Annotated in this window: 13 protein-coding genes; 6 read left to right on the plus strand and 7 right to left on the minus strand. The window is 69.2% G+C overall.

The features are described 5' to 3' along the window. Nucleotides 1-15: 15 nt before the first annotated feature. Nucleotides 16-732 (plus strand): FadR/GntR family transcriptional regulator, encoded by a 717-nt coding sequence (locus OPU67_RS11345; protein ID WP_267619649.1) that lies wholly within the window; start codon nucleotides 16-18, stop codon nucleotides 730-732. Beyond that, nucleotides 729-1,595 carry an SMP-30/gluconolactonase/LRE family protein gene (locus OPU67_RS11350; protein WP_267619650.1) on the plus strand — a complete coding sequence of 289 codons (867 nt, stop codon included), beginning with the start codon at nucleotides 729-731 and terminating at the stop codon, nucleotides 1,593-1,595. The genes OPU67_RS11345 and OPU67_RS11350 overlap by 4 nt, the downstream gene beginning before the upstream one ends. A gap of 3 nt (nucleotides 1,596-1,598) precedes the next feature. On the opposite strand, the gene OPU67_RS11355 is transcribed toward OPU67_RS11350, so the two are convergent. From OPU67_RS11355 to OPU67_RS11370, 4 genes are read right to left on the minus strand one after another with little or no spacing between them, the layout of a single operon-like run. After that, nucleotides 1,599-2,909, minus strand: a complete 1,311-nt coding sequence (locus OPU67_RS11355) for an ABC transporter substrate-binding protein (RefSeq protein WP_267619651.1) — start codon at nucleotides 2,907-2,909, stop codon at nucleotides 1,599-1,601. Then, a complete protein-coding gene (locus tag OPU67_RS11360) occupies nucleotides 2,909-3,733 on the minus strand; it encodes a carbohydrate ABC transporter permease (protein ID WP_267619652.1) in 825 nt (274 codons plus the stop codon). The genes OPU67_RS11355 and OPU67_RS11360 overlap by 1 nt, the downstream gene beginning before the upstream one ends. Further along, nucleotides 3,730-4,611, minus strand: a complete 882-nt coding sequence (locus OPU67_RS11365) for a carbohydrate ABC transporter permease (RefSeq protein WP_267619653.1) — start codon at nucleotides 4,609-4,611, stop codon at nucleotides 3,730-3,732. The genes OPU67_RS11360 and OPU67_RS11365 overlap by 4 nt, the downstream gene beginning before the upstream one ends. Then, on the minus strand, nucleotides 4,608-5,708 hold the full coding sequence (locus OPU67_RS11370; RefSeq protein WP_267619654.1) for an ABC transporter ATP-binding protein: 1,101 nt from the start codon (nucleotides 5,706-5,708) through the stop codon (nucleotides 4,608-4,610). The genes OPU67_RS11365 and OPU67_RS11370 overlap by 4 nt, the downstream gene beginning before the upstream one ends. Before the next feature lie 425 nt (nucleotides 5,709-6,133). On the opposite strand from OPU67_RS11370, the gene OPU67_RS11375 reads away from it, so the two are divergent. After that, complete coding sequence (locus OPU67_RS11375) at nucleotides 6,134-7,537, plus strand: family 43 glycosylhydrolase (protein ID WP_267619655.1); 1,404 nt, start codon at nucleotides 6,134-6,136, stop codon at nucleotides 7,535-7,537. Nucleotides 7,538-7,543: 6 nt separating this feature from the next. Here the strand turns inward: OPU67_RS11375 and OPU67_RS11380 are convergent, their stop codons facing one another. Then, on the minus strand, nucleotides 7,544-8,626 hold the full coding sequence (locus tag OPU67_RS11380; RefSeq protein ID WP_267619656.1) for an endonuclease/exonuclease/phosphatase family protein: 1,083 nt from the start codon (nucleotides 8,624-8,626) through the stop codon (nucleotides 7,544-7,546). A gap of 213 nt (nucleotides 8,627-8,839) precedes the next feature. Between OPU67_RS11380 and OPU67_RS11385 the strand changes: the two genes are divergently transcribed. Both OPU67_RS11385 and OPU67_RS11390 read left to right on the plus strand, forming a co-directional pair. Further along, complete coding sequence (locus OPU67_RS11385; protein WP_267619657.1) at nucleotides 8,840-9,727, plus strand: ABC transporter ATP-binding protein; 888 nt, start codon at nucleotides 8,840-8,842, stop codon at nucleotides 9,725-9,727. A gap of 15 nt (nucleotides 9,728-9,742) precedes the next feature. Next, nucleotides 9,743-13,351, plus strand: coding sequence for an ABC transporter permease/M1 family aminopeptidase (locus OPU67_RS11390; RefSeq protein WP_267619658.1), 3,609 nt, complete (start codon nucleotides 9,743-9,745; stop codon nucleotides 13,349-13,351). Here OPU67_RS11390 and OPU67_RS11395 read toward each other — a convergent pair. Further along, nucleotides 13,344-13,943, minus strand: a complete 600-nt coding sequence (locus OPU67_RS11395; protein WP_267619659.1) for a TetR/AcrR family transcriptional regulator — start codon at nucleotides 13,941-13,943, stop codon at nucleotides 13,344-13,346. The genes OPU67_RS11390 and OPU67_RS11395 overlap by 8 nt on opposite strands. A gap of 160 nt (nucleotides 13,944-14,103) precedes the next feature. On the opposite strand from OPU67_RS11395, the gene OPU67_RS11400 reads away from it, so the two are divergent. Further along, nucleotides 14,104-15,504: an NAD(P)-binding protein gene (locus OPU67_RS11400; RefSeq protein WP_267619660.1), complete on the plus strand. Its 1,401-nt coding sequence runs from the start codon at nucleotides 14,104-14,106 to the stop codon at nucleotides 15,502-15,504. On the opposite strand, the gene OPU67_RS11405 is transcribed toward OPU67_RS11400, so the two are convergent. Then, complete coding sequence (locus OPU67_RS11405) at nucleotides 15,501-17,846, minus strand: transketolase (RefSeq protein WP_267619661.1); 2,346 nt, start codon at nucleotides 17,844-17,846, stop codon at nucleotides 15,501-15,503. The two genes, OPU67_RS11400 and OPU67_RS11405, sit on opposite strands and share 4 nt — an antisense overlap. Nucleotides 17,847-18,014 lie beyond the last annotated feature (168 nt).

The following is an 18,014-nucleotide window of genomic DNA, read 5'->3' on the forward strand; positions in this document are numbered from 1 at the left end:
CGGGGCGCAGCGCAGATGACCAGGACGGGGGCCGAGGGGGCCGGTCGCAATCTCACCTACACCTTGCTCGATGCGGTCGGGAAGGCGATCGTCACCGGGCATTACGATCATGTCGCATTTCCCACCGAGGGCGATCTGGCGCGGCAATATGCGGTCAGCCGTTCGGTCACGCGCGAGGCGGTCAAGATGCTCACCGCCAAGGGTCTGCTCGCCGCGCGCCCGCGCAAGGGCACCAGCATCCAGCCGCCGCGCGCCTGGAACCTGTTCGATCCCGACGTGCTGCGCTGGATGCTCGAGCGCAAGTTCTCGTTGGACCTGCTGCGCCAGTTCACCGAGCTGCGCATCGCCATCGAGCCGGTCGCCGCCGGGCTGGCGGCTGAGGCCGCCGATGCCGCGGGGATCGCGGGGATCGCCGCGGGCTACGACCGCATGGTCGCCGCCGAGGCCGGGAACGATGACGCGCTGGAAGCCGACATCGCCTTCCACATCGCCATCCTCGAAGCCTCGGCCAACCCCTTTTACGCGCAGCTCAGCGACGTGGTGTCGACCGCGCTCAGGACCTCGATACGCTTCACCAACCGCTTCAAGGGCCGCACCGCCAGCCTGCCGCAGCACCGCGCGGTGCTGACCGCGATCGAGGGGCGCGATGCCGATGCCGCGCGCACGGCGATGGCGGCGCTGATCGCCGACGTCATGGCGCTGATCGACGATGCCGAGCGCGCCGGGCCATGAGCGGCGCGGCCGAATGCCTCGCGGATGTCGGCGCCCGGCTCGGCGAGGGGCCGGTGTGGGTCGCGGCCGAGCAGGCGCTCTACTGGGTCGACATCCTCGGCAGCAGGGCGTTCCGCTGGCACGCGCACGAGGGCCTGCGCGACATCGCGGTGGAGCGCCCCGCGTGCTCGCTGCTGCCGCGCGCCTCCGGGGGCTTCATCGGCGGGGGGTATGACGGCTTCATCGCGGTGGACGCCGACTTCGCCGTCGCCGTGCTCGCCGATCCCGAGCCCGATCATCCCGGCAACCGCTTCAACGACGGCAAGATCGACCGCGCTGGGCGGCTCTGGGCCGGGACCATGGACCGCGCCGAGCGCGCCGCGAGCGGGTCGCTCTACCGGATGGACCGGGACCTGTCGTGGCGCCGCATCGACAGCGGCTACCGCGTCACCAACGGCCCCGCCTTCAGCCGCAACGGGCGGGTGATGTATCACACCGATTCCGCGCGCCAGACGGTCTATGCCTTCGACCTTGCCGAGGACGGCAGCGTGGGGGAGCGCCGCGTGCACCTGCAATTCGGCGAGGGCGACGGCTACCCCGACGGCATGACCGTGGACGCCGAGGATTGCCTGTGGATCGCCTTCTGGGACGGGTGGTGCGTGCGCCGCTTCTCGCCCGCCGGCGAGCGGCTGGCGCAGCTAGCCGTGCCGGTGCAGCGCCCCACCAGCGTCGCCTTCGGGGGCGCGGGGCTGGACGAGCTGTTCGTCACCTCGGCGGCGCGCGATCTCACGCCCGAGGAGCTGGAGGCCCAGCCGCAGGCCGGCGGCCTGTTCCGCCTGCGCCCGGGCGTCACGGGGATCGCCGAACTGCCCTTTGCGGGCTAGACCTCACATCATCTGCGCATAGAGCCGGTTCACGCGCCGCTCGGCATCGCGGAGCGCGGCGTCGACCGGCTTGGTGCCGGTGATCGCCGCCTCCAATTCCTCGCCGATCAGGCCCTGCACCGCGCTTTGCCGCTCGACATAGCCGGGGAGCTGCCGGCCGGTGCGCGCGAGGGCCGCGATGTCCTCGCGGTGGGGCAGGGCCTGAAACTCCGGCGTCGCCAGCACGGCGGCGAAGGCGGGGAGCTGCCCGGTGCGCGACCAGTCGTAATTGTAGCGCGCGAGGAAGCCGAGGAAGCGCGCCATCGCCGCCCGCTCGGCCCGGCTGCGGCTCGCCGCCGGAACCACCCAGGCGTGCCCGTCGACGAAGGGCGCCGGGCTCCCCCACAGCCGCGGGAAGGGGGCGACGGCGTAGTGCCCGTGGAGTGCGGAAGACCGCCGCGCCGCCTCGGCGTCATAGGGCCCGAGCATCCACGTGCCTACCGGGAAGATTCCGCCCCTGCCTTGCGTGAACGCAGCGGTGGCGGCGGGGAAATCCTGGTTGCGGGTGGTCAGCCCCTCGGCATTCAGCTGCCGCATCAGCGCGACCACGCGGCGCGCCTCGGGCGTGTCGAGGCGGACGTGCCGCGCGTCGGGGAAGATCGGCTGCCCCTGCGCCAAGAGGTAGGTGTAGAGGAAGGCGACCATGAAGTCGGGCGCGCTGACCTGCGCCTGGATGAGGTAGGGCTTGCCGGTCCGCTGCTTGAACTGCCGGGCCTGCGCGAGCAGCTCCTCCGGCGAGTTGGGCAGCACCGGCCTCCCCTCCCGCATTAACCCGGCCTCGGCCATCAGCGCGGTGTTGACGTGGAACAGCCGCCCGATCGTGTCCCACGGCATGGCATAGAGCCGCCCCTCCTTCTCCACCCCGGCGCGCGCGGCGGGGGTGAAGGCGGCGGGGTCGATATTCGCCTCAGCGAGCAGCGGCTCGACCGGCTCGATCAGCCCGCGCGAGGAATAGTCCGCGATCACCGACTGGTGCATGGTCACCAGATCGGGCGGATCGCCCGCCGCGATCTGCGCGGCGAGCTGCGGGTAACCCGGCCAGGCGACGACGTTGACCTTGACCCGGATATCGGGGTTCTCGGCTGCGAAGCGGTTGATGAGCGTCGTGAGGATCCCGCACTCGGTCTCGGCCCCCGCAACGTCGGTGCTTGCGCCATAGACCGCGCCGCACTCCCCGAAGAAGCGCTGGACGACGATCTCGGGCCGCTCGTCCGCAGGCTGGCACCCCGCCAGCAAGACCCCCGCGAAGCCGAAGGCAAGCGCCCGCTTCCGCATCACCGCACCGCCGTGCCGGCCATGGCGCGCACGATCTGCTTCTGGAAGGCGATGTAGACAACGAGTATGGGGATCGAGGCGAACACCGCCTGCGCCATCAGGAAGCCCAACCCGCTGGTCTGCGCATAGTTCATCTGCGCCGAGGCGAGGCCGACGGTGAGGGTGAAGTAATCGCTCGTGGTCGCCGAGATCAGCGGCCACCAGTAGTCGTTCCAGGCGGCAAGGAAGGTGAACACGCCCAGCGTCGCTTGCGCCGGGATGGTGAGCGGCAGCAGCACCTTGCGGAACAGCGTGAAGCGCGAGGCGCCGTCGAGCAGCGCCGCCTCGTCGAGCTCCTTGGGGATGGCGCGGAAATACTGCGTCATGAAGAACACGCCGAAGGAGCCGGTGAGGCTCGGCAGGATCAGCCCGGGGTAGGTGTTGTGGAGGCCTGCCCACGCGAACAGCTGGTGGCGCGGCAGGATCACCGCCTGCTCGGGCACCGCAAGGCCCAAGAGCACGATCACGAACAGCGTGCGGCGGAAGGGAAACTCGAGCCGCGCGAAGCCGTATCCGGCAAGGCTGGAGAGCACCAGCACGCCGATCGTCGCCCCGCTCGCGACGATCAGGCTGTTCAGCAGCCAGCGGGTGGTGAGCGAGCCCTTGAGGATCGCCGCGTAGTTCTCGAGCGTCCACGGCGGGGCGAAGGCCGAGCCGCTGTCGGCCATCAGCGCAGCGTTGCTCTTGAAGGACAGGAGCAGCGTCCACAGCATCGGCGCGAGCATGATCGCGGCGCCGATCAGCAGCAGCACGGTGACCAGCGGGGAGAGGCGGTCGCGCTTCACGCCCTCTGCTCCTCGTGGCGGATGACGAGCCAGTATTGCAGCAGGGTGACGGCGAGGATCATGCCGAACAGCAGCTCGGCGATGGCCGTGGCGTAGCCCAGCTCCCAGCGGCCGAAGGAGACCTCGAAGATGTAGAGCACGATGGTGCGCGACGCCCCGCCCGGCCCGCCGCCGGTCAAGAGCTGCGCCTGCCCGAAGATCTGCAATTGCGCGGCGGTCTGGAGCATCACCACCAGCAGCAGCGTGCGCCGGATCGAAGGAAGCGTGATGCGCCGGAACACCGTCCAGCGGCCCGCGCCGTCCAGGGCGGCGGCCTCGTAGATGTCGTGCGGCACCTGCTGGAGGCCCGCGAGAAACAGCATGATCGGAAAGCCCAGCGACCACCACAGCGTCGTCACCGCCAGCGCAGGGATGACGTAGGCGGGATCGGACAGGAAGGGGACGGGCGCGCGGCCCAGCGCCCCGAGGCCCACCGCCACCAGCCCCGCATCGGGCGTCAGGATGAAGCGCCAGATCAGGGTGACGATCGTCACCGACAGCACCAGCGAGGAGAAGAACACACCGCGCAGGATCGCGGCAAGGCGCGTCGCGCGGTTCAGGGCCAGCGCCAGCAGCAGGGCGATGACGGTCAGGGGCGGGACGATCAGCAGCGTCAGCGTCAGCGTGTTGGCGAAGGCCTGCCCCAGCACCGGATCGCCCAGCGCCTGCGCGTAGTTCGCCAGCCCCACCCATTCGCGCCGCCCGAACAGGTCGGCATTGTTGAGGCTGATCCACAGCCCCATGAGAAGCGGCACGATCAGGATCGCGGCATAGACGAGCAGGAACGGCCCGACGAAGGCATAGCCCACCCAGCCATCGCGCCGCGCCGCGCCGGTCATGCGCGCGGCCCGGGATGGTGGGCGGTGCCGTCGGCAGTGAAGACGTGCGCGGCCGCCGCGTCGACGGCGAGCGTCACCGCTTCGCCCGGGCGCACCGCGCTGAAGCCGGGGGCGTGGGCGATGATCTCGCTGCCGTCCGAGAGGCGTGCGTAGAGATATGTGCGGTCGCCGAGCCGCTCGACCAGATCGATCCTTGCGGGCAAGCCGGGGGTGGCAGGCGGGGCCAAGGTGACGTGCTCGGCACGCAGGCCGAGCGTGACCGGCGCGCCCTCCTCCAGCCCGGCAGCGGCGGGGATGGCGGTGGGAAGGTCCGCGCCGCACGGCAGGCCGATCCGCACGCGGGCCCCGTCATGCCCCGCCACCCGCGCCGGCAGCATCGCCATCGCGGGCGAGCCGACGAAGCCCGCGACGAAGGCGTTGGCGGGCCGGGCATAGACTTCCGCCGGGGTGCCGACCTGCTGGATGCGCCGATCGTTCATCACCACGATCCGGTCGGCGAGCGTCATCGCCTCGGACTGGTCATGGGTGACCATGACGAGCGCCGCATCGACGCGGGTTCTGAGCTGCGCGAGCTCCACCCGGGTGCGGCCCCTGAGCGCGGCATCGAGGTTGGAGAGCGGCTCGTCGAGCAGGAACAGCTTGGGCTTCTTGACGATCGCCCGCCCGATCGCGACCCGCTGGCGCTGGCCGCCCGACATCTGGCCGGGCTTCTTGTCGAGCTGGGTGGCGATCTCCAGCGTCTCGGCCGCCTGGGCGATCCGCCTGGCGATCTCGTCCTTCGGGACGCCCGCGTTGACGAGGCCGAAGGCCATGTTCTCGCGCACCGTCATGTGCGGGTAGAGCGCGTAGTGCTGGAACACCATCGCGATCCCGCGCGCGCCGGGGGCAAGGCCGTCGATCCGCTCGCCCCCCAGCCACACCTCGCCCGCATCGAGGCTCTCGAGCCCGGCGATGATCCGCAGCAGGGTGGACTTGCCCGAACCCGAGGGCCCGAGGAAGGCGACGAACTCGCCCGCGCCGATGGCGAGCGAGACGCCGTCGAGCACGCGCGTGGCGCCGTAGGACTTGGATACGTCGATCAGCTCGAGGCCGGACAAGGGTGATCCTCTTTTATCGTATTTATCTTACATTGCGTGACAAATACGGCGAGGTCAACGCAGGGCGCGTCAATAGTCGGCTGCGACCAGTCCTTCGATAACATGGTTCTGGATGACCGGCTCGAGCCGCTCGACGATCGTGCGGGCAGATGGTCGCGCACCACCGGCGGGAGGCTCACCAGCCACGGCGCCGTCGCCTGTGGGTCGTGGTGCGGGCCGTTGGCCGCGTCGGGCGCGTCGACCCCGATGACCAGCACCGGGCGCGGTTCGTCCGATGATCCCCTCGCCGTAGAGCCCGCCCAGAATATCCCCGGCCTCGTCTCCGCCTGCCGCAAAAGCGCTTGCCATCGGCCCACCCTGATTTATCATACAATTCAGATGCAACACCCGACTCCCGCCCTGGCGAGAGGCCATGAGGCAAGCCGATGGACAAAACCGACACGATCGAAACCTTCGAGGTCGAGGCCGAGGCCGACGGCATCGCGACCCGCTTCACAGTGCGATTGGGCGATGTCGAGAAGACCTACCGCATCCCCACGGGGCAGCATAACCACTACGCGGTGTTCTTCAGCGAGCTCGCCCGCGACTTCGGGACGCGCGCGCACCATCACCGCCCGATCCCGATCGACGGTGACATCGAGCCCGACTGGCGCCCGCTGATCCTCGAGAACCTCTCCCCCCGCACCACCGCGGGCTACGGCGACCCGGCGGTGCTCAAGACCGACGAGGGCTATTACCTCGTCGCCACCTCGAACGACGCGGTCGATGCCTTCCCGATCCTCCATTCGCACGATCTGGAAACGTGGACCCATGTCGGCTTCGTCTTCCCCGAGGGCGAGGCGCCCGAATGGACCGCGCACGGGCGCACCGTGGGCGATTACTGGGCGCCGGAAATGGCCAAGTGCGGGGACGAATACTGGCTGGTCTACACCGCCCGCCAGCGCTCCAACGCGCTCGCCATCGGGCTTGCCAAGGCGCCGCATCCCACCGGCCCGTGGACCGATATCGGCCACCCGCTGGTGAGCGGCTACGCGATCAACACCACCAACTACCCCGACGATCCGACCCAGCCGATGCTGAGCGGGGGCGTGATCGATTCGCACATCTTCATCGACGCGAACGGCGAGCGCTACCTGTTCTGGAAGCGCGATACCAACGGGGTCTGGCCGCGCCCGCTCGCCGGGCTGCTGCGCCGCCGCCCGGAGCTGGTCGACCGCCTCTTCGAGCACGACGCCGAACGCCGCGCCGCGCGTTTTGCCGCCGCCGTCCAGCCCTGGGCCAACACCCGCCGCCCGATGGAGCGGTTCTTCCTGATGCAGCCGCTGATCGAGGCGGTGCTCGACAACTGGGAGCGGGTCCGCACCATTCTGGCCGACATTCCCGAGGCCGATTTCATCCACGACGCGATGAGCACCCCGATCCACGCCCAGCGCTTGGACGAGAACGGCGAGCTGATCGGCAGCGACACCATCGTGCTGACCAACGACCAGGAATGGGAGGGCCACCTCATCGAGGGGCCGTGGGTGACGCTTCAGGAGGGGCGTTACTGGATGTTCTATGCGGGCAACGATTTCGGCACGCCCGCCTACGGCATCGGGGTGGCGGTCGCCGACCATCCGCTCGGCCCCTATGTGAAGCAGGACGGGCCGCTTTTGAAGTCGGTCAAGACGTGGTGGGCGCCCGGCCATGCCTCGGTCGCACCGGGATTGGACGGCAAGCCGCAGCTGTTCTTCCACGCCTTCTTCCCCGGCACCGGCGGCTACAACGCCTTCCGCGCGCTGCTGACGACAAAGCTCGCCTTCACCCGCGACCGGGTGACGCTGGGCTAGGCGCGCTCAGTCGTCGGCCTGCGCGCCGGGCGCCTCGGCCGGGAGGATCGCGTAGGTGACGATGTAGGCATCGTGGTCGGACAGCCGGCCGCCCGCGTCCTCGCCGTCGAACCACGCCTCGATCCGCACCGGGCGCAGCGCGATGCGCGCGCCGTCGTCGTAGATCTGGAGGTCCTGCGTATCCAGCCAGGGCGCATCGCCGTCGAAGCTCAGGCGGATTTCGCACGCCGGGCGCGCACGGCCCGCTGCGGCCTTGAGGCAATGGCGCCGCGCAAGCTGGAAGCCGTGCTGGGTCTCGAAGGCATCGAAGCGCTGCGGGCTGCGGCGCATGTTGAAATCGCCGCCGAGGATCAGCGGGCTGTCGGCGCGGCTCACCCGGTCGAGGAAGTTGGCAAGCTCGGCCGATTGCGCAAGATGCGCGGCGAGGTGCTTTTCGGGCGGGGCCTTGGAGGCGCGCTGCGAATTCATGTGGGTGGTGGCGATCTCCACCGGGTCGGCAAGGCCGGGCACCGCGATCCGCACCAGCATCGCCGACTTGTTGGCGAGGCAATCCCACCCGGCGCAGCTCGTCGGCCCGTAGGGCTGGCTGAAAGCCGCGAGGATCGGATAGCGCGAGGCGATCGCGAGCCCGCTGCCGGTGAAGCGCACCCCCCATTCGCCGCGCAGGATGTTGCGGCGGCGCAAAACCGGATCGCGGCTCCTCGGCAGGCCCGAGCGGGCGGTCGCGCGCGGCCCGATGGCAAGGTTGGGATGCGGGGTCGAGGCGGCGGTGCTGAGCGCGGCGGTGCTGAACGCCTCCTGGAAGACGATCACGTCGGGCAGGACCCCGGCCGCCTCCATCCGCGCGAACTCCTCGGTCATCGCGGCGAGAAAGGGCGCGCGCCCGGTCCGCGCCGGCCAGGTGAGGCCCTCGATGTTGTAGGTCATGACGCTGAGCGTCGCGGGCGCAGGCCCGGCGGGCGGCGCGGCGAGCGGGCTACGGCGCTCTGCCGGGTAGGAGACGCAGCCGGCGGCGGCAAAGGCGAGGCCGGCGAGGCAGACGGCGGCAAGCGTCGTGGCGGCGCGGCGCGTGCGGGGAATGCCGGGCATGATCGTCTCCCTGTCGCTCCTCTCCCCCCTGCGAGAGCGGCAATAGGCCGTCGGGGCGGCGGCGGCAACCCGCGCTGCCGAACATCGACCAGCGTCACGCCGCTTGCCGCATCGGTCGACGAAAGGCGGCCAGCCGTCTACCGACGGGCTAGGCGGCGCGGCGAGGCGCGCTATGCTGGGGAGAGGCAATTGCTTGCCGAACAGGGGATTACCATGCTCGAACTCACCGGCGTCAGCCACGTCTATCCCAATGGCACCCACGCGCTCGACAACGTCAACCTGTCGATCCCGAGGGGAATGTTCGGGCTTCTCGGCCCCAACGGCGCGGGCAAGTCGACGCTGATGCGCACGGTGGCGACGCTCCAGGCGCCAACGCAAGGCTCGATCCGCTTCGGCGACATCGACGTGCTGGCCGAGCCCGATGCCTTGCGCCGCACATTGGGCTACCTTCCGCAGGATTTCGGCGTCTATCCGCGTGTCTCGGCCTACCAGATGCTCGATCACATGGCGGTGCTGAAGGGCGTGACGGGCGCGGGCGAGCGCAAGACGATGGTCGAGCACCTGCTGAACCAGACCAACCTGTGGAACGTGCGCGGCAAGGCGATCGCGGGCTTTTCGGGCGGGATGCGCCAGCGTTTCGGCATCGCCCAGGCGCTGATCGGCGAGCCGGAACTCATCATCGTCGACGAGCCGACCGCCGGCCTCGACCCGGAGGAGCGCAACCGCTTCCTCAACCTGCTCGCCGGGATCGGCGAGAACGTGGTGGTGATCCTTTCGACCCACATCGTCGACGACGTCGCCGACCTGTGCCCGCGCATGGCGGTGCTGGCAGGGGGCAAGGTGCGGCTCGAGGGCGCCCCGCGCGAGCTGATCCGGCAGACGCAGGGCAGGGTGTGGCAGAAGACCGTGCCGCACACCCAGCTCGCCGATATGCAGGCGGGCCATGAAGTCATCTCGCACCGCTTCTTCGCAGGCGAGATCGTCGTCCACGTACTTGCCGATAGCCAGCCGGAAGGCTTTGCGCCCGTCGCCGGCGGGCTCGAGGATGTCTATTTCGCCACGCTCGCCGAAACCCGCCGCGCGCCCGCGCAAGCCGCGTAAGGGAGGCCGCCGCCGATGCTGACCGCACGCCTTGCCGCGTTCGAAATCCGCTACCAGCTCAGGAACCCGGTGTTCTGGGTCTCGGTCGCGATCTTCTTCCTCCTGGGCTTCGGCCTTGCCGCGTCCGAGAACGTCAGCTTCGCATCGCCCGGCGCGGTGCACGAGAATTCGCCCTTCACGCTGACCTTCGCGATGGCGATTTTCGCGACCTTCTACCTGTTCGTCATCACCTCCTTCGTCGCCAACGCGGTGGTGCGCGACGATGCCACCGGCTTCGGGCCGATGATCCGCGCGACGCCGGTAGGGCGCACCACCTTCCTTGCCGGGCGCTTCCTTGGCGGGCTCGCCATCGCGGTGCTCGGCTATCTCGCCGTGCCGTTCGGCATTGCGGTGGGCGCGGCGATGCCGTGGGTCGATCCGGAAACGGTCGGCCCGGGCGGGTTCATGACCTACGCCTGGCCGTTCCTCGTCATTGCCATCCCCAACCTGATCTTCTCCTCGGCGCTGCTGTTCAGCGTCGCGACGCTGACGCGCTCGATGCTGGCGAGCTATATCGGCGTCATCGTCCTTGTGATGGCCTATCTCGCGGTCAATGTCGCGGCCGGGGCGGATCCGGCGAACCTGCCGATCATGGCGAAGTTCGAGCCGCTCGGCACCGCCGCCATCGGCGAGGCGACGCGCTACTGGACGGCCGCCGACATGAACACGCGGCTGATCCCCTTCGAGGGCAACCTCATCGTCAATCGCCTCTTCACCCTCGCCCTTGCCGCGCTCTTCCTCGGGCTGGCGTGGTGGCGCTTCAGCATGACCGAGCGCGCGCCCTCCAGGCGCCGCCAGCGCAAGCTCGCCCGCGAAGCCGCCAGGCTGGCGAGCGCCGGCGCCGCGGTGCCGCGCACCCTCACCGCCCCCGTCACCCGCAGCTTCGGCTTCGCCCACGCGCTCGCCGCCTTCGGCACGCGCCTCAAGGCCGAGGTGCTGTTCGTCCTCAAGAGCCCCGGGCTGATCGTCCTGCTGCTCCTCGCGGTGCTGTTCTCGGCCTTCAACCTCGCCTTTGCCGAGACGGTTTTCGGCACGCCATCCTACCCGCTCACCGCCGGGGTGATCGAGACCCTGATCGGGTCCACGGCGATCTTCACGGTGATCGTCGCGGTGTTCTACGGGGGCGAACTCGTGTGGCGCGAGCGCGACGTGAAGATCGCCGAAATCCTCGATGCCGCGCCCGTCCCCGGCTGGGCGGTGTTCGTCCCCAAGATCCTCGCGATCCTCGCCGTCCTCGTCGGGCTCGAACTCGCCGGGATGGTGACCGGCGTGCTCTTCCAGCTCGCCAAGGGCACCGCCGATATCGACCTCGGGCTCTACCTTGCGGCCTACGTCTTCCCGCAAAGCGTCGACCTGCTGCTGGTCGCGGTGCTCGCGGTGTTCTTCCAGGTCGTGAGCCCCAACAAATATGTCGGCTGGGGCCTGTTCCTGGTGTGGTTCGTCGGCCGCATCTTCCTGTCGAACCTCGGCTATACCAATATGCTCTACATGTTCGGCGCGACCCCGGGCGAGCCGCTCAGCGACATGAACGGGACCGGCGGCTACTGGGTGGGCGGGCTGATTGGGCGCGCCTACTGGCTGTGCTTCGGCGTGCTGCTGCTGGTCTTCGCGCATTGGGCCTGGCCGCGCGGCACGGTGGTCGCCGTGCTGCCGCGCCTCAAGGCGGTGCGCCGGCGGATCACCCTGCCATCGGCGGGGCTCGCGTTCGCGGCAATCGCGGGGATGGTCGCGACCGGCCTTGTCATCCACCACAACATCAAGGTGCTCAACACCTACGAAACCAGCGACGAGGCCGAGGCGCGGCTTGCCGCCTTCGAGCGCCAATACCTGAAATACGAAACCCTGCCGCGCCCGGTCGTCACCGACGTGACCTTCGACATCGCCCTCTACCCGAAAGAACGCCGTGCCGAGATCACCGGCTCCTATGCCCTGCGCAATGACAGCGGCGTGCCGATCCGCGAGCTGCACGTGCGCCAGGGTGATCCCGACGTGACCTTCACGCGGCTTGCCATCGCCGGCGCGCAGCTCGCCAGTCACGACACCCGCCACGGCTACCGCATCTACCGCTTCGCCGCGCCGCTGGCGCCCGGGGCGACGACCCGGCTCGACTTCGCCTCGCAGGTGTGGCGACGCGGCTTTCCCAATGGGCAGCCCGAGACCGACATGGCGCTGAACGGCACCTTCCTCAACGCCAACACCTTTGCGCCGATCATCGGCATGGACCGCCGCGTGCTGCTCCAGGACCGCGTGGAGCGCCGCCGCCAGGGCCTTCCGGCCGAGCTGCGCATGGCGAAGCTCGAGGACACGTCCGCGCAAGCCGCAAACTACATCCGCGCCGACTGGGTCAATGCGCGCATAACCATCAGCACCGACGCCGACCAGGTGCCGATTGCGCCCGGCGACAAGGTTTCCGACCGGGTGGAGGGCGGCCGCCGCATCGCGGTGTTCCAGAGCCCGGCGCCGATCCTCGACTTCTTCTCGGTGCAGTCGGCACGCTATGCCGTGGCCGAAAAGCAGGCCGGGCCGGTTCGCCTGTCCGTCTATCACGATCCGCGCCACGCGTGGAACGTGCCCGCGATGCTCAGGGCGATGGAGACCTCGCTCGGCTATTACCAGCGCCATTTCGGGCCCTATCAGTTCGGCTATGCCCGGGTCATCGAGTTCCCCGGCTATGCGAGCTTCGCCCAGGCTTTCGCGGGCACCATGCCCTATTCCGAAAGCATCGGCTTTGCCGCCGACGTGCGCGATCCGGAAAAGATCGATTATGTCACCTACGTCACCGCTCACGAGGTCGCGCACCAGTACTGGGCGCACCAGATCGTCGGCGCGGACATGCAGGGATCGACCCTGCTGTCGGAAACGCTGGCGCAATACAGCGCGCTGATGGTGATGAAGCAGCTCTACGGCGAGGACAAGATCCGCCGCTTCCTCAAGTTCGAGCTCGATCGCTACCTGTCGGGCCGCAAGGGCGACGTGCTGGACGAACAGCCGCTGATCCGGGTCGAGAACCAGCAGCACATCCACTACCGCAAGGGCAGCCTCGTCATGTATCTGCTCCAGGAGCGGCTGGGCGAGGATGCGGTCAACCGCGCGCTCGCGCGGCTGGTGGCGGCATATCGCTTCAAGGGCGCGCCCTACCCGCGCAGCCTCGACCTCATCGCCGAGCTGCGCAAGGAGGCCGCCACGCCCGAACAGCAGGCGCTAATCACAGACTTGTTCGAGAAGATCACCGTCTATGACCTCAAGACCAAGCAGGCCGAAACGGTGAAGCTGGCCGACGGTCGCTGGAAGACGCGCATCTCCATCGAGGCGGGCAAGTTCTACGCCGATGGCAAGGGCAACGAAAAGCCGGCGAGCCTCGCCGAGGGGATCGAGGTGGGGCTCTTCACCGCGCGGCCCGAGACGGGAGCGTTCCGCAAGGCCGACGTGGTGGCGATGCGGCGCTATCCGATCCGTGGGGGGAGCCAGGTGATCGAGGTGGTGACCGACAGGCAGCCGAAGTTCGCGGGCGTCGATCCTTACAACTTCATCATAGACCGCAACTCGGACGACAACCTCGTGGAGGTCGACTCTCCGGCTAAGTAGGCGGGGCAACCGGCGCGGCGAGCCGACCAAGCAGGCGGAGCGTTTCGCGGGCGGAACCGGCTGGCGTGGTGCCCGCCAGTTCCAGTGTCACGGCACCGTGGAGGGTCGACCAGATGAGGCCCTCCATTGCCCGCGCCTCGGCTTTCGCCATCCCGCCGCGGATCAGCCCGTCGCCATAGACCGAAAGGGTGGCCCGCGCCCGCCGGACGGCGCGGCCCAGCGGGCCATCGCTTGCGTCGTCCTGCTGGTGAAGATCGAACATCAGGCGGTAGGTGTTGGCATTGTCGAGCGCGAAATCGACATAGGCGCGCGCGGCTGCCGCCCCCTTTGCCGCGGCATTTCCGGGGGTGGCGGCATAGGCTTCCTCCAGCAACGCAGCAAAGCGTTCGAAGCCGCGAATGCGCACCGCGACGAGGATGTCGTCGCGGCCCACGAAGTAACGGTAGGGCGTCATCGGGCTCACCCCCAGTTCGGCTGCGATCTGGCGCATCGAGACGTTTTCGGCGCCGCGGCGCGCGAACAGGCCTTCGGCGACATCGCACAGCCGGGTCTGGAAGGCGGCGAGATCCTCGTGCGTGAGCGAGCGGGTCATGGGCGGTCTCCGGGGGTGCGGACAAGGTCTGGCTCAAGTGGCTTGACGCCGCCATCTTACAGTGTAAATTTACAGTGTAAAGAGTGCCTCCCGGTTCGTTGGTTCGCACCTTCGCCGCGCGTGGAGCGCATGCACTATGTCAACTTGCAAGGAGCCTGCCATGCACCACATCGACACCGACTATCTCGTCATCGGCGCAGGCGCGGTGGGCATGGCCTTTGCCGACACGATCCTCGCCGAGACCGATGCCCATGTGACGATCGTCGATCGCCAGGCGCGCCCCGGCGGGCACTGGAACGATGCCTACCCCTTCGTCGCGCTGCACCAGCCCTCGGCCTTCTACGGGGTGAACTCGCTGCCGCTGGGCGAGAACCGCAAGGATACCCACGGGGTCAACGCGGGGCTCTACGAGCTTGCCTCGGGCGCGGAGGTCAGCGGCTACTATGACAAGGTGATGCGCCAGAAACTGCTGCCGACGGGCCGGGTGACCTGGCTGCCGATGTCCGAATGCCGGGGCGAGGACCGCGTGGTCTCGCTGATGTCGGGCGAGGAGACGCAGGTGACCGTGCGCCGCAAGGTGGTTGCATCCGCGCACAACAGCCCCGTCATCCCCGCCAATCACACGCCCCGCTTCACCGTCGCCGAAGGCGCGCGCGTGGTGCCTCCGGGCGAGCTCGCCCGGCTGTGGCTGGCGCCCGAGCGGCCCGATCGCTTCGTGGTGCTCGGCGCAGGCAAGACCGCGATGGACGCGGTCGGCTGGCTGCTGGCAATGGGCACGCCGGCAGAAGCGATCCAATGGATCAAGCCGCGCGAGAGCTGGCTCATCAACCGCACCACCACCCAGCCCGGCGCGGAGTTCTTCGACGCGGTGTTCGGCGCCCAGCTCGCCCAGATGCGCGCCTTTGCGCAAGGGACATCGCCCGAGGACATCTTCGCCCGGCTCGAAGCGGCGGGGATGATGCTGCGGATCGACCCTGCGGTGACGCCCACCATGTTCCACTACGCCACGATCTCCGAGGGCGAAGTGGCCGAGCTGCGCCGCGTCACCGATGTCGTGCGCAAGGGCCGGGTGACCGCGATCGGCCCGTCCGAAATCGTGCTGGAGGAGGGCACCGAGCCCGCCTCGGCCAAGGCACTCTACATCGATTGCACCGCCTCGGCGGTCGAACCGCGCGCGCCCCAGCCGATCTTTCAGGGCGACCGGATCGTGCCCCAGCTGGTGCGCGTGCCGCAGCCCTGCTTCTCGGCCGCGCTGATCGCCTTCGTCGAGGCGCATTACGAGGGCGACGATGCCAAGAACGCGCTGTGCCGCACGGTGCCCTTCCCGCATGATCTCAAGAGCTGGCTCACCACCAACATCATCAACATCATGAACCAGGGCGCGTGGTTCGCCGACGAGCGGCTGGGCACCTGGATCCGCCAGAGCCGGCTCGACGGGTTCGGCAAAATCGCCGCGGCGGTCGACCGGGAGGATGCCGAACGGACCGCGATCCTGAGGGATCTGCGCGCCACCGGCCCGGCGGCGGTCGCCAACCTGATGCGGCTGGCGAGCGCGGCTTAGGCCAGGAACAGCTCGGCCGCCGCGTCGATGATCGCGTGCGTGTCGAGCCGGTAGGTGCGGTAGAGATCCGGGAGGTCGCCGGTCTGGCCGAAGCGGTCGGTGCCGAGGGGGCTGATGCGGTGGCCCTTGACTCCGCCGAGCCACGAAAGGGCAGCAGGCGAGCCATCGAGCACGGTGACGAGGCCCGCGTCGGGGGCAAGCTCGCCGAGCAGCGTCTCGATATGGCTGGGCGTGCGCGCCCCACCCTGCCACCGCGCCGCGCGGGCGGCGCTCCAGTCGCGGTGCAGGCGGTCGGGCGAGGTCACCGCGAGCAGGCCGAGGCCGGGCAGGTCGTCCTGCAATTCTTCCCACGCCGCGAGCGCCTCGGGCGCGACCGCGCCGCTGTAGGCGATGGCCGCCTTGGCCCCCGGCAAAGGCGGGCGCAGCCAGTAGGCCCCGGCGATGGCGCCCGCCTCCCAGCTGTCGTCCGTGCGGGGCTGCTGCTCGATCTGGCGGGTTGTAAGCCTCAGATAAACCGAGCTCCCCCCGTCCGCCTGCATATGGTCGAAAGCCCACCGCATCAGCAGCGCGACCTCGTCGGCGAAGGCGGGCTCGAAGCTTTCGAGCCCCGGCTGGCCCATCCCGATCAGCGGCGTGTTGATCGACTGGTGCGCCCCGCCCTCGCCTGCCAGCGTTATCCCTGAGGGCGTGCCCACAAGCAGAAAGCGCGCGTCCTGGTAGCAGCCGTAATTGAGCGCATCGAGGCCGCGGGCGATGAAGGGGTCATAGACCGTCCCCACCGGCAGCAGCCGCGTGCCGAAATGCGGGGCGGCAAGGCCCAGCGAGGTCAGCAGCAGGAAGAAGTTGTGCTCGGCGATCCCCAGCTCGATGTGCTGGCCCGCAGTGTGCGCGCTCCACTTCTGCGCCGAGGGGATCTTCGCCTTCTGGAACACGTCGGCGAGCTCCTGCCGCCGGAACAGCCCGCGCTGGTTGACGAAGGCGCCGAGGTTGGTGGTCTGCGTCACGTCGGGCGCGGTGGTGACGATCCGGTCGGCGAGCGCCGCGTCGGACTTGGCGAGGTCGTAGAGAACCTTGCCGAAGGCAGCCTGCGTCGAGAGCACCGCCCCTTCCGGCACCGGCAGGCGATCCGGTACGGGCACGGCGGGCGCGCGGTGCTCGGGGGCCTTGCGGGCGATGGGGCTGTCCTTGACCAGCGCCTCCAGACGCGCGGCGAGGTTGTCGCCCAGCCCCGCCCACTTGTCCCATTCCTCGCCCGGCTGGATTCCGAGTTCGGCGCGCAGGCCTTCGATCTGCGCGGTGTTCATCATCCCCGAATGGTTGTCCTTGTGCCCGGCGAGCGGCAGGCCGTAGCCCTTCACGGTGTAGGCGATGAACAGCGTCGGCTGGTCGCCGGTGGCAGCGTCGAAGGCGTCGAGGAGCGTCTCGATGCAATGCCCGCCGAGGTTGGTCATGAGGCGAGCGAGGGCGGCGTCGTCATGGTCGGCGAGCAGTTCCTTGACGCCCCGGACACCCGCCAGATCCCGCTCGAGCCGCTCGCGCCACGCCGCGCCGCCGAGATAGGTCAGCACCGCGAAGTCGGCATTGGGGCAGTTTGCGATCCAGTCCTCCAGCGCCCTGCCGCCCGGGCGCTGGAACGCCTCGCGCTGGAGCCTGCCGTGCTTCAGCGTCACCACCCGCCAGCCGCAGGTCTCGAAGATGTCGTCGAACCGGCGGAACATCCGGTCGGCGGTGGTCGCGTCCAAGGACTGGCGGTTGTAGTCGACGATCCACCAGCAATTGCGCAGATCATGCTTGTAGCCCTCGATCAGGCACTCGTAGATGTTGCCCTCGTCCAGTTCGGCATCACCCATCAGCGCGATCATCCGGCCGGTGTCCGCCTCGGCGAGCTGGCCGTGCGCGACGAGATAATCCTGCACGAGGGAGCTGAAGGCGGTCACCGCCACGCCGAGGCCCACCGATCCGGTCGAGAAGTCGATCGGGATCGTGTCCTTGGTGCGGCTGGGATAGGACTGCACGCCGCCCAGCCCCCGGAAGCGTTCGAGCTTCTCGCGGGTCTGCTCGCTCAGAAGGTAGTGGATCGCGTGGAGCACCGGCCCGGCGTGGGGCTTCACCGCCACCTTGTCCTGCGGCCTGAGCGCGTGGAAATAGAGCGCGGTCATGATCGCCGTCATCGAGGCGCAGGAGGCCTGATGCCCGCCGACCTTCAGCCCGTCGCGCTTCGCGCGGATGTTGTTGGCGTTGTGGACGGTCCACGAGGAGAGCCACCTCAGGCGCTCCTCGATCCGGGTGAGGAGCGCGACCTGTTCGGCGCGCGCCGCTGCCACCGCGTCGCCTTCAGCCATCCGCCCAGCCTTCGCCGCCACTGCACCCGTTCCTTCCGCTGACATGGGAGCGGGCCATAGCGCCCGGCAGGCGGGTGCGTCCACCATCCACGCGCTCCGCCCGCGCGGCGCAGGGCGAGGGTCGGCGGCATTCTCTCCCGGCCTTCATGCGTATGGCATGGTGGCTGT

It is taken from the genome of Erythrobacter sp. WG, from assembly GCF_026586795.1.
Lineage (GTDB): Bacteria > Pseudomonadota > Alphaproteobacteria > Sphingomonadales > Sphingomonadaceae > Erythrobacter.

What these genes read in the sequence shown, in the direction of transcription:
- OPU67_RS11345 (WP_267619649.1), top strand. Translation starts at nt 16, where the DNA reads ATGACCAGGACGGGGGCCGAGGGGGCCGGTCGCAATCTCACCTACACC.
- OPU67_RS11405 (WP_267619661.1), bottom strand. Translation starts at nt 17,846, where the DNA reads ATGGCTGAAGGCGACGCGGTGGCAGCGGCGCGCGCCGAACAGGTCGCG.
- OPU67_RS11395 (WP_267619659.1), bottom strand. Translation starts at nt 13,943, where the DNA reads ATGACCCGCTCGCTCACGCACGAGGATCTCGCCGCCTTCCAGACCCGG.
- OPU67_RS11400 (WP_267619660.1), top strand. Translation starts at nt 14,104, where the DNA reads ATGCACCACATCGACACCGACTATCTCGTCATCGGCGCAGGCGCGGTG.
- OPU67_RS11375 (WP_267619655.1), top strand. Translation starts at nt 6,134, where the DNA reads ATGGACAAAACCGACACGATCGAAACCTTCGAGGTCGAGGCCGAGGCC.
- OPU67_RS11355 (WP_267619651.1), bottom strand. Translation starts at nt 2,909, where the DNA reads ATGCGGAAGCGGGCGCTTGCCTTCGGCTTCGCGGGGGTCTTGCTGGCG.
- OPU67_RS11385 (WP_267619657.1), top strand. Translation starts at nt 8,840, where the DNA reads ATGCTCGAACTCACCGGCGTCAGCCACGTCTATCCCAATGGCACCCAC.
- OPU67_RS11350 (WP_267619650.1), top strand. Translation starts at nt 729, where the DNA reads ATGAGCGGCGCGGCCGAATGCCTCGCGGATGTCGGCGCCCGGCTCGGC.
- OPU67_RS11390 (WP_267619658.1), top strand. Translation starts at nt 9,743, where the DNA reads ATGCTGACCGCACGCCTTGCCGCGTTCGAAATCCGCTACCAGCTCAGG.
- OPU67_RS11365 (WP_267619653.1), bottom strand. Translation starts at nt 4,611, where the DNA reads ATGACCGGCGCGGCGCGGCGCGATGGCTGGGTGGGCTATGCCTTCGTC.
- OPU67_RS11380 (WP_267619656.1), bottom strand. Translation starts at nt 8,626, where the DNA reads ATGCCCGGCATTCCCCGCACGCGCCGCGCCGCCACGACGCTTGCCGCC.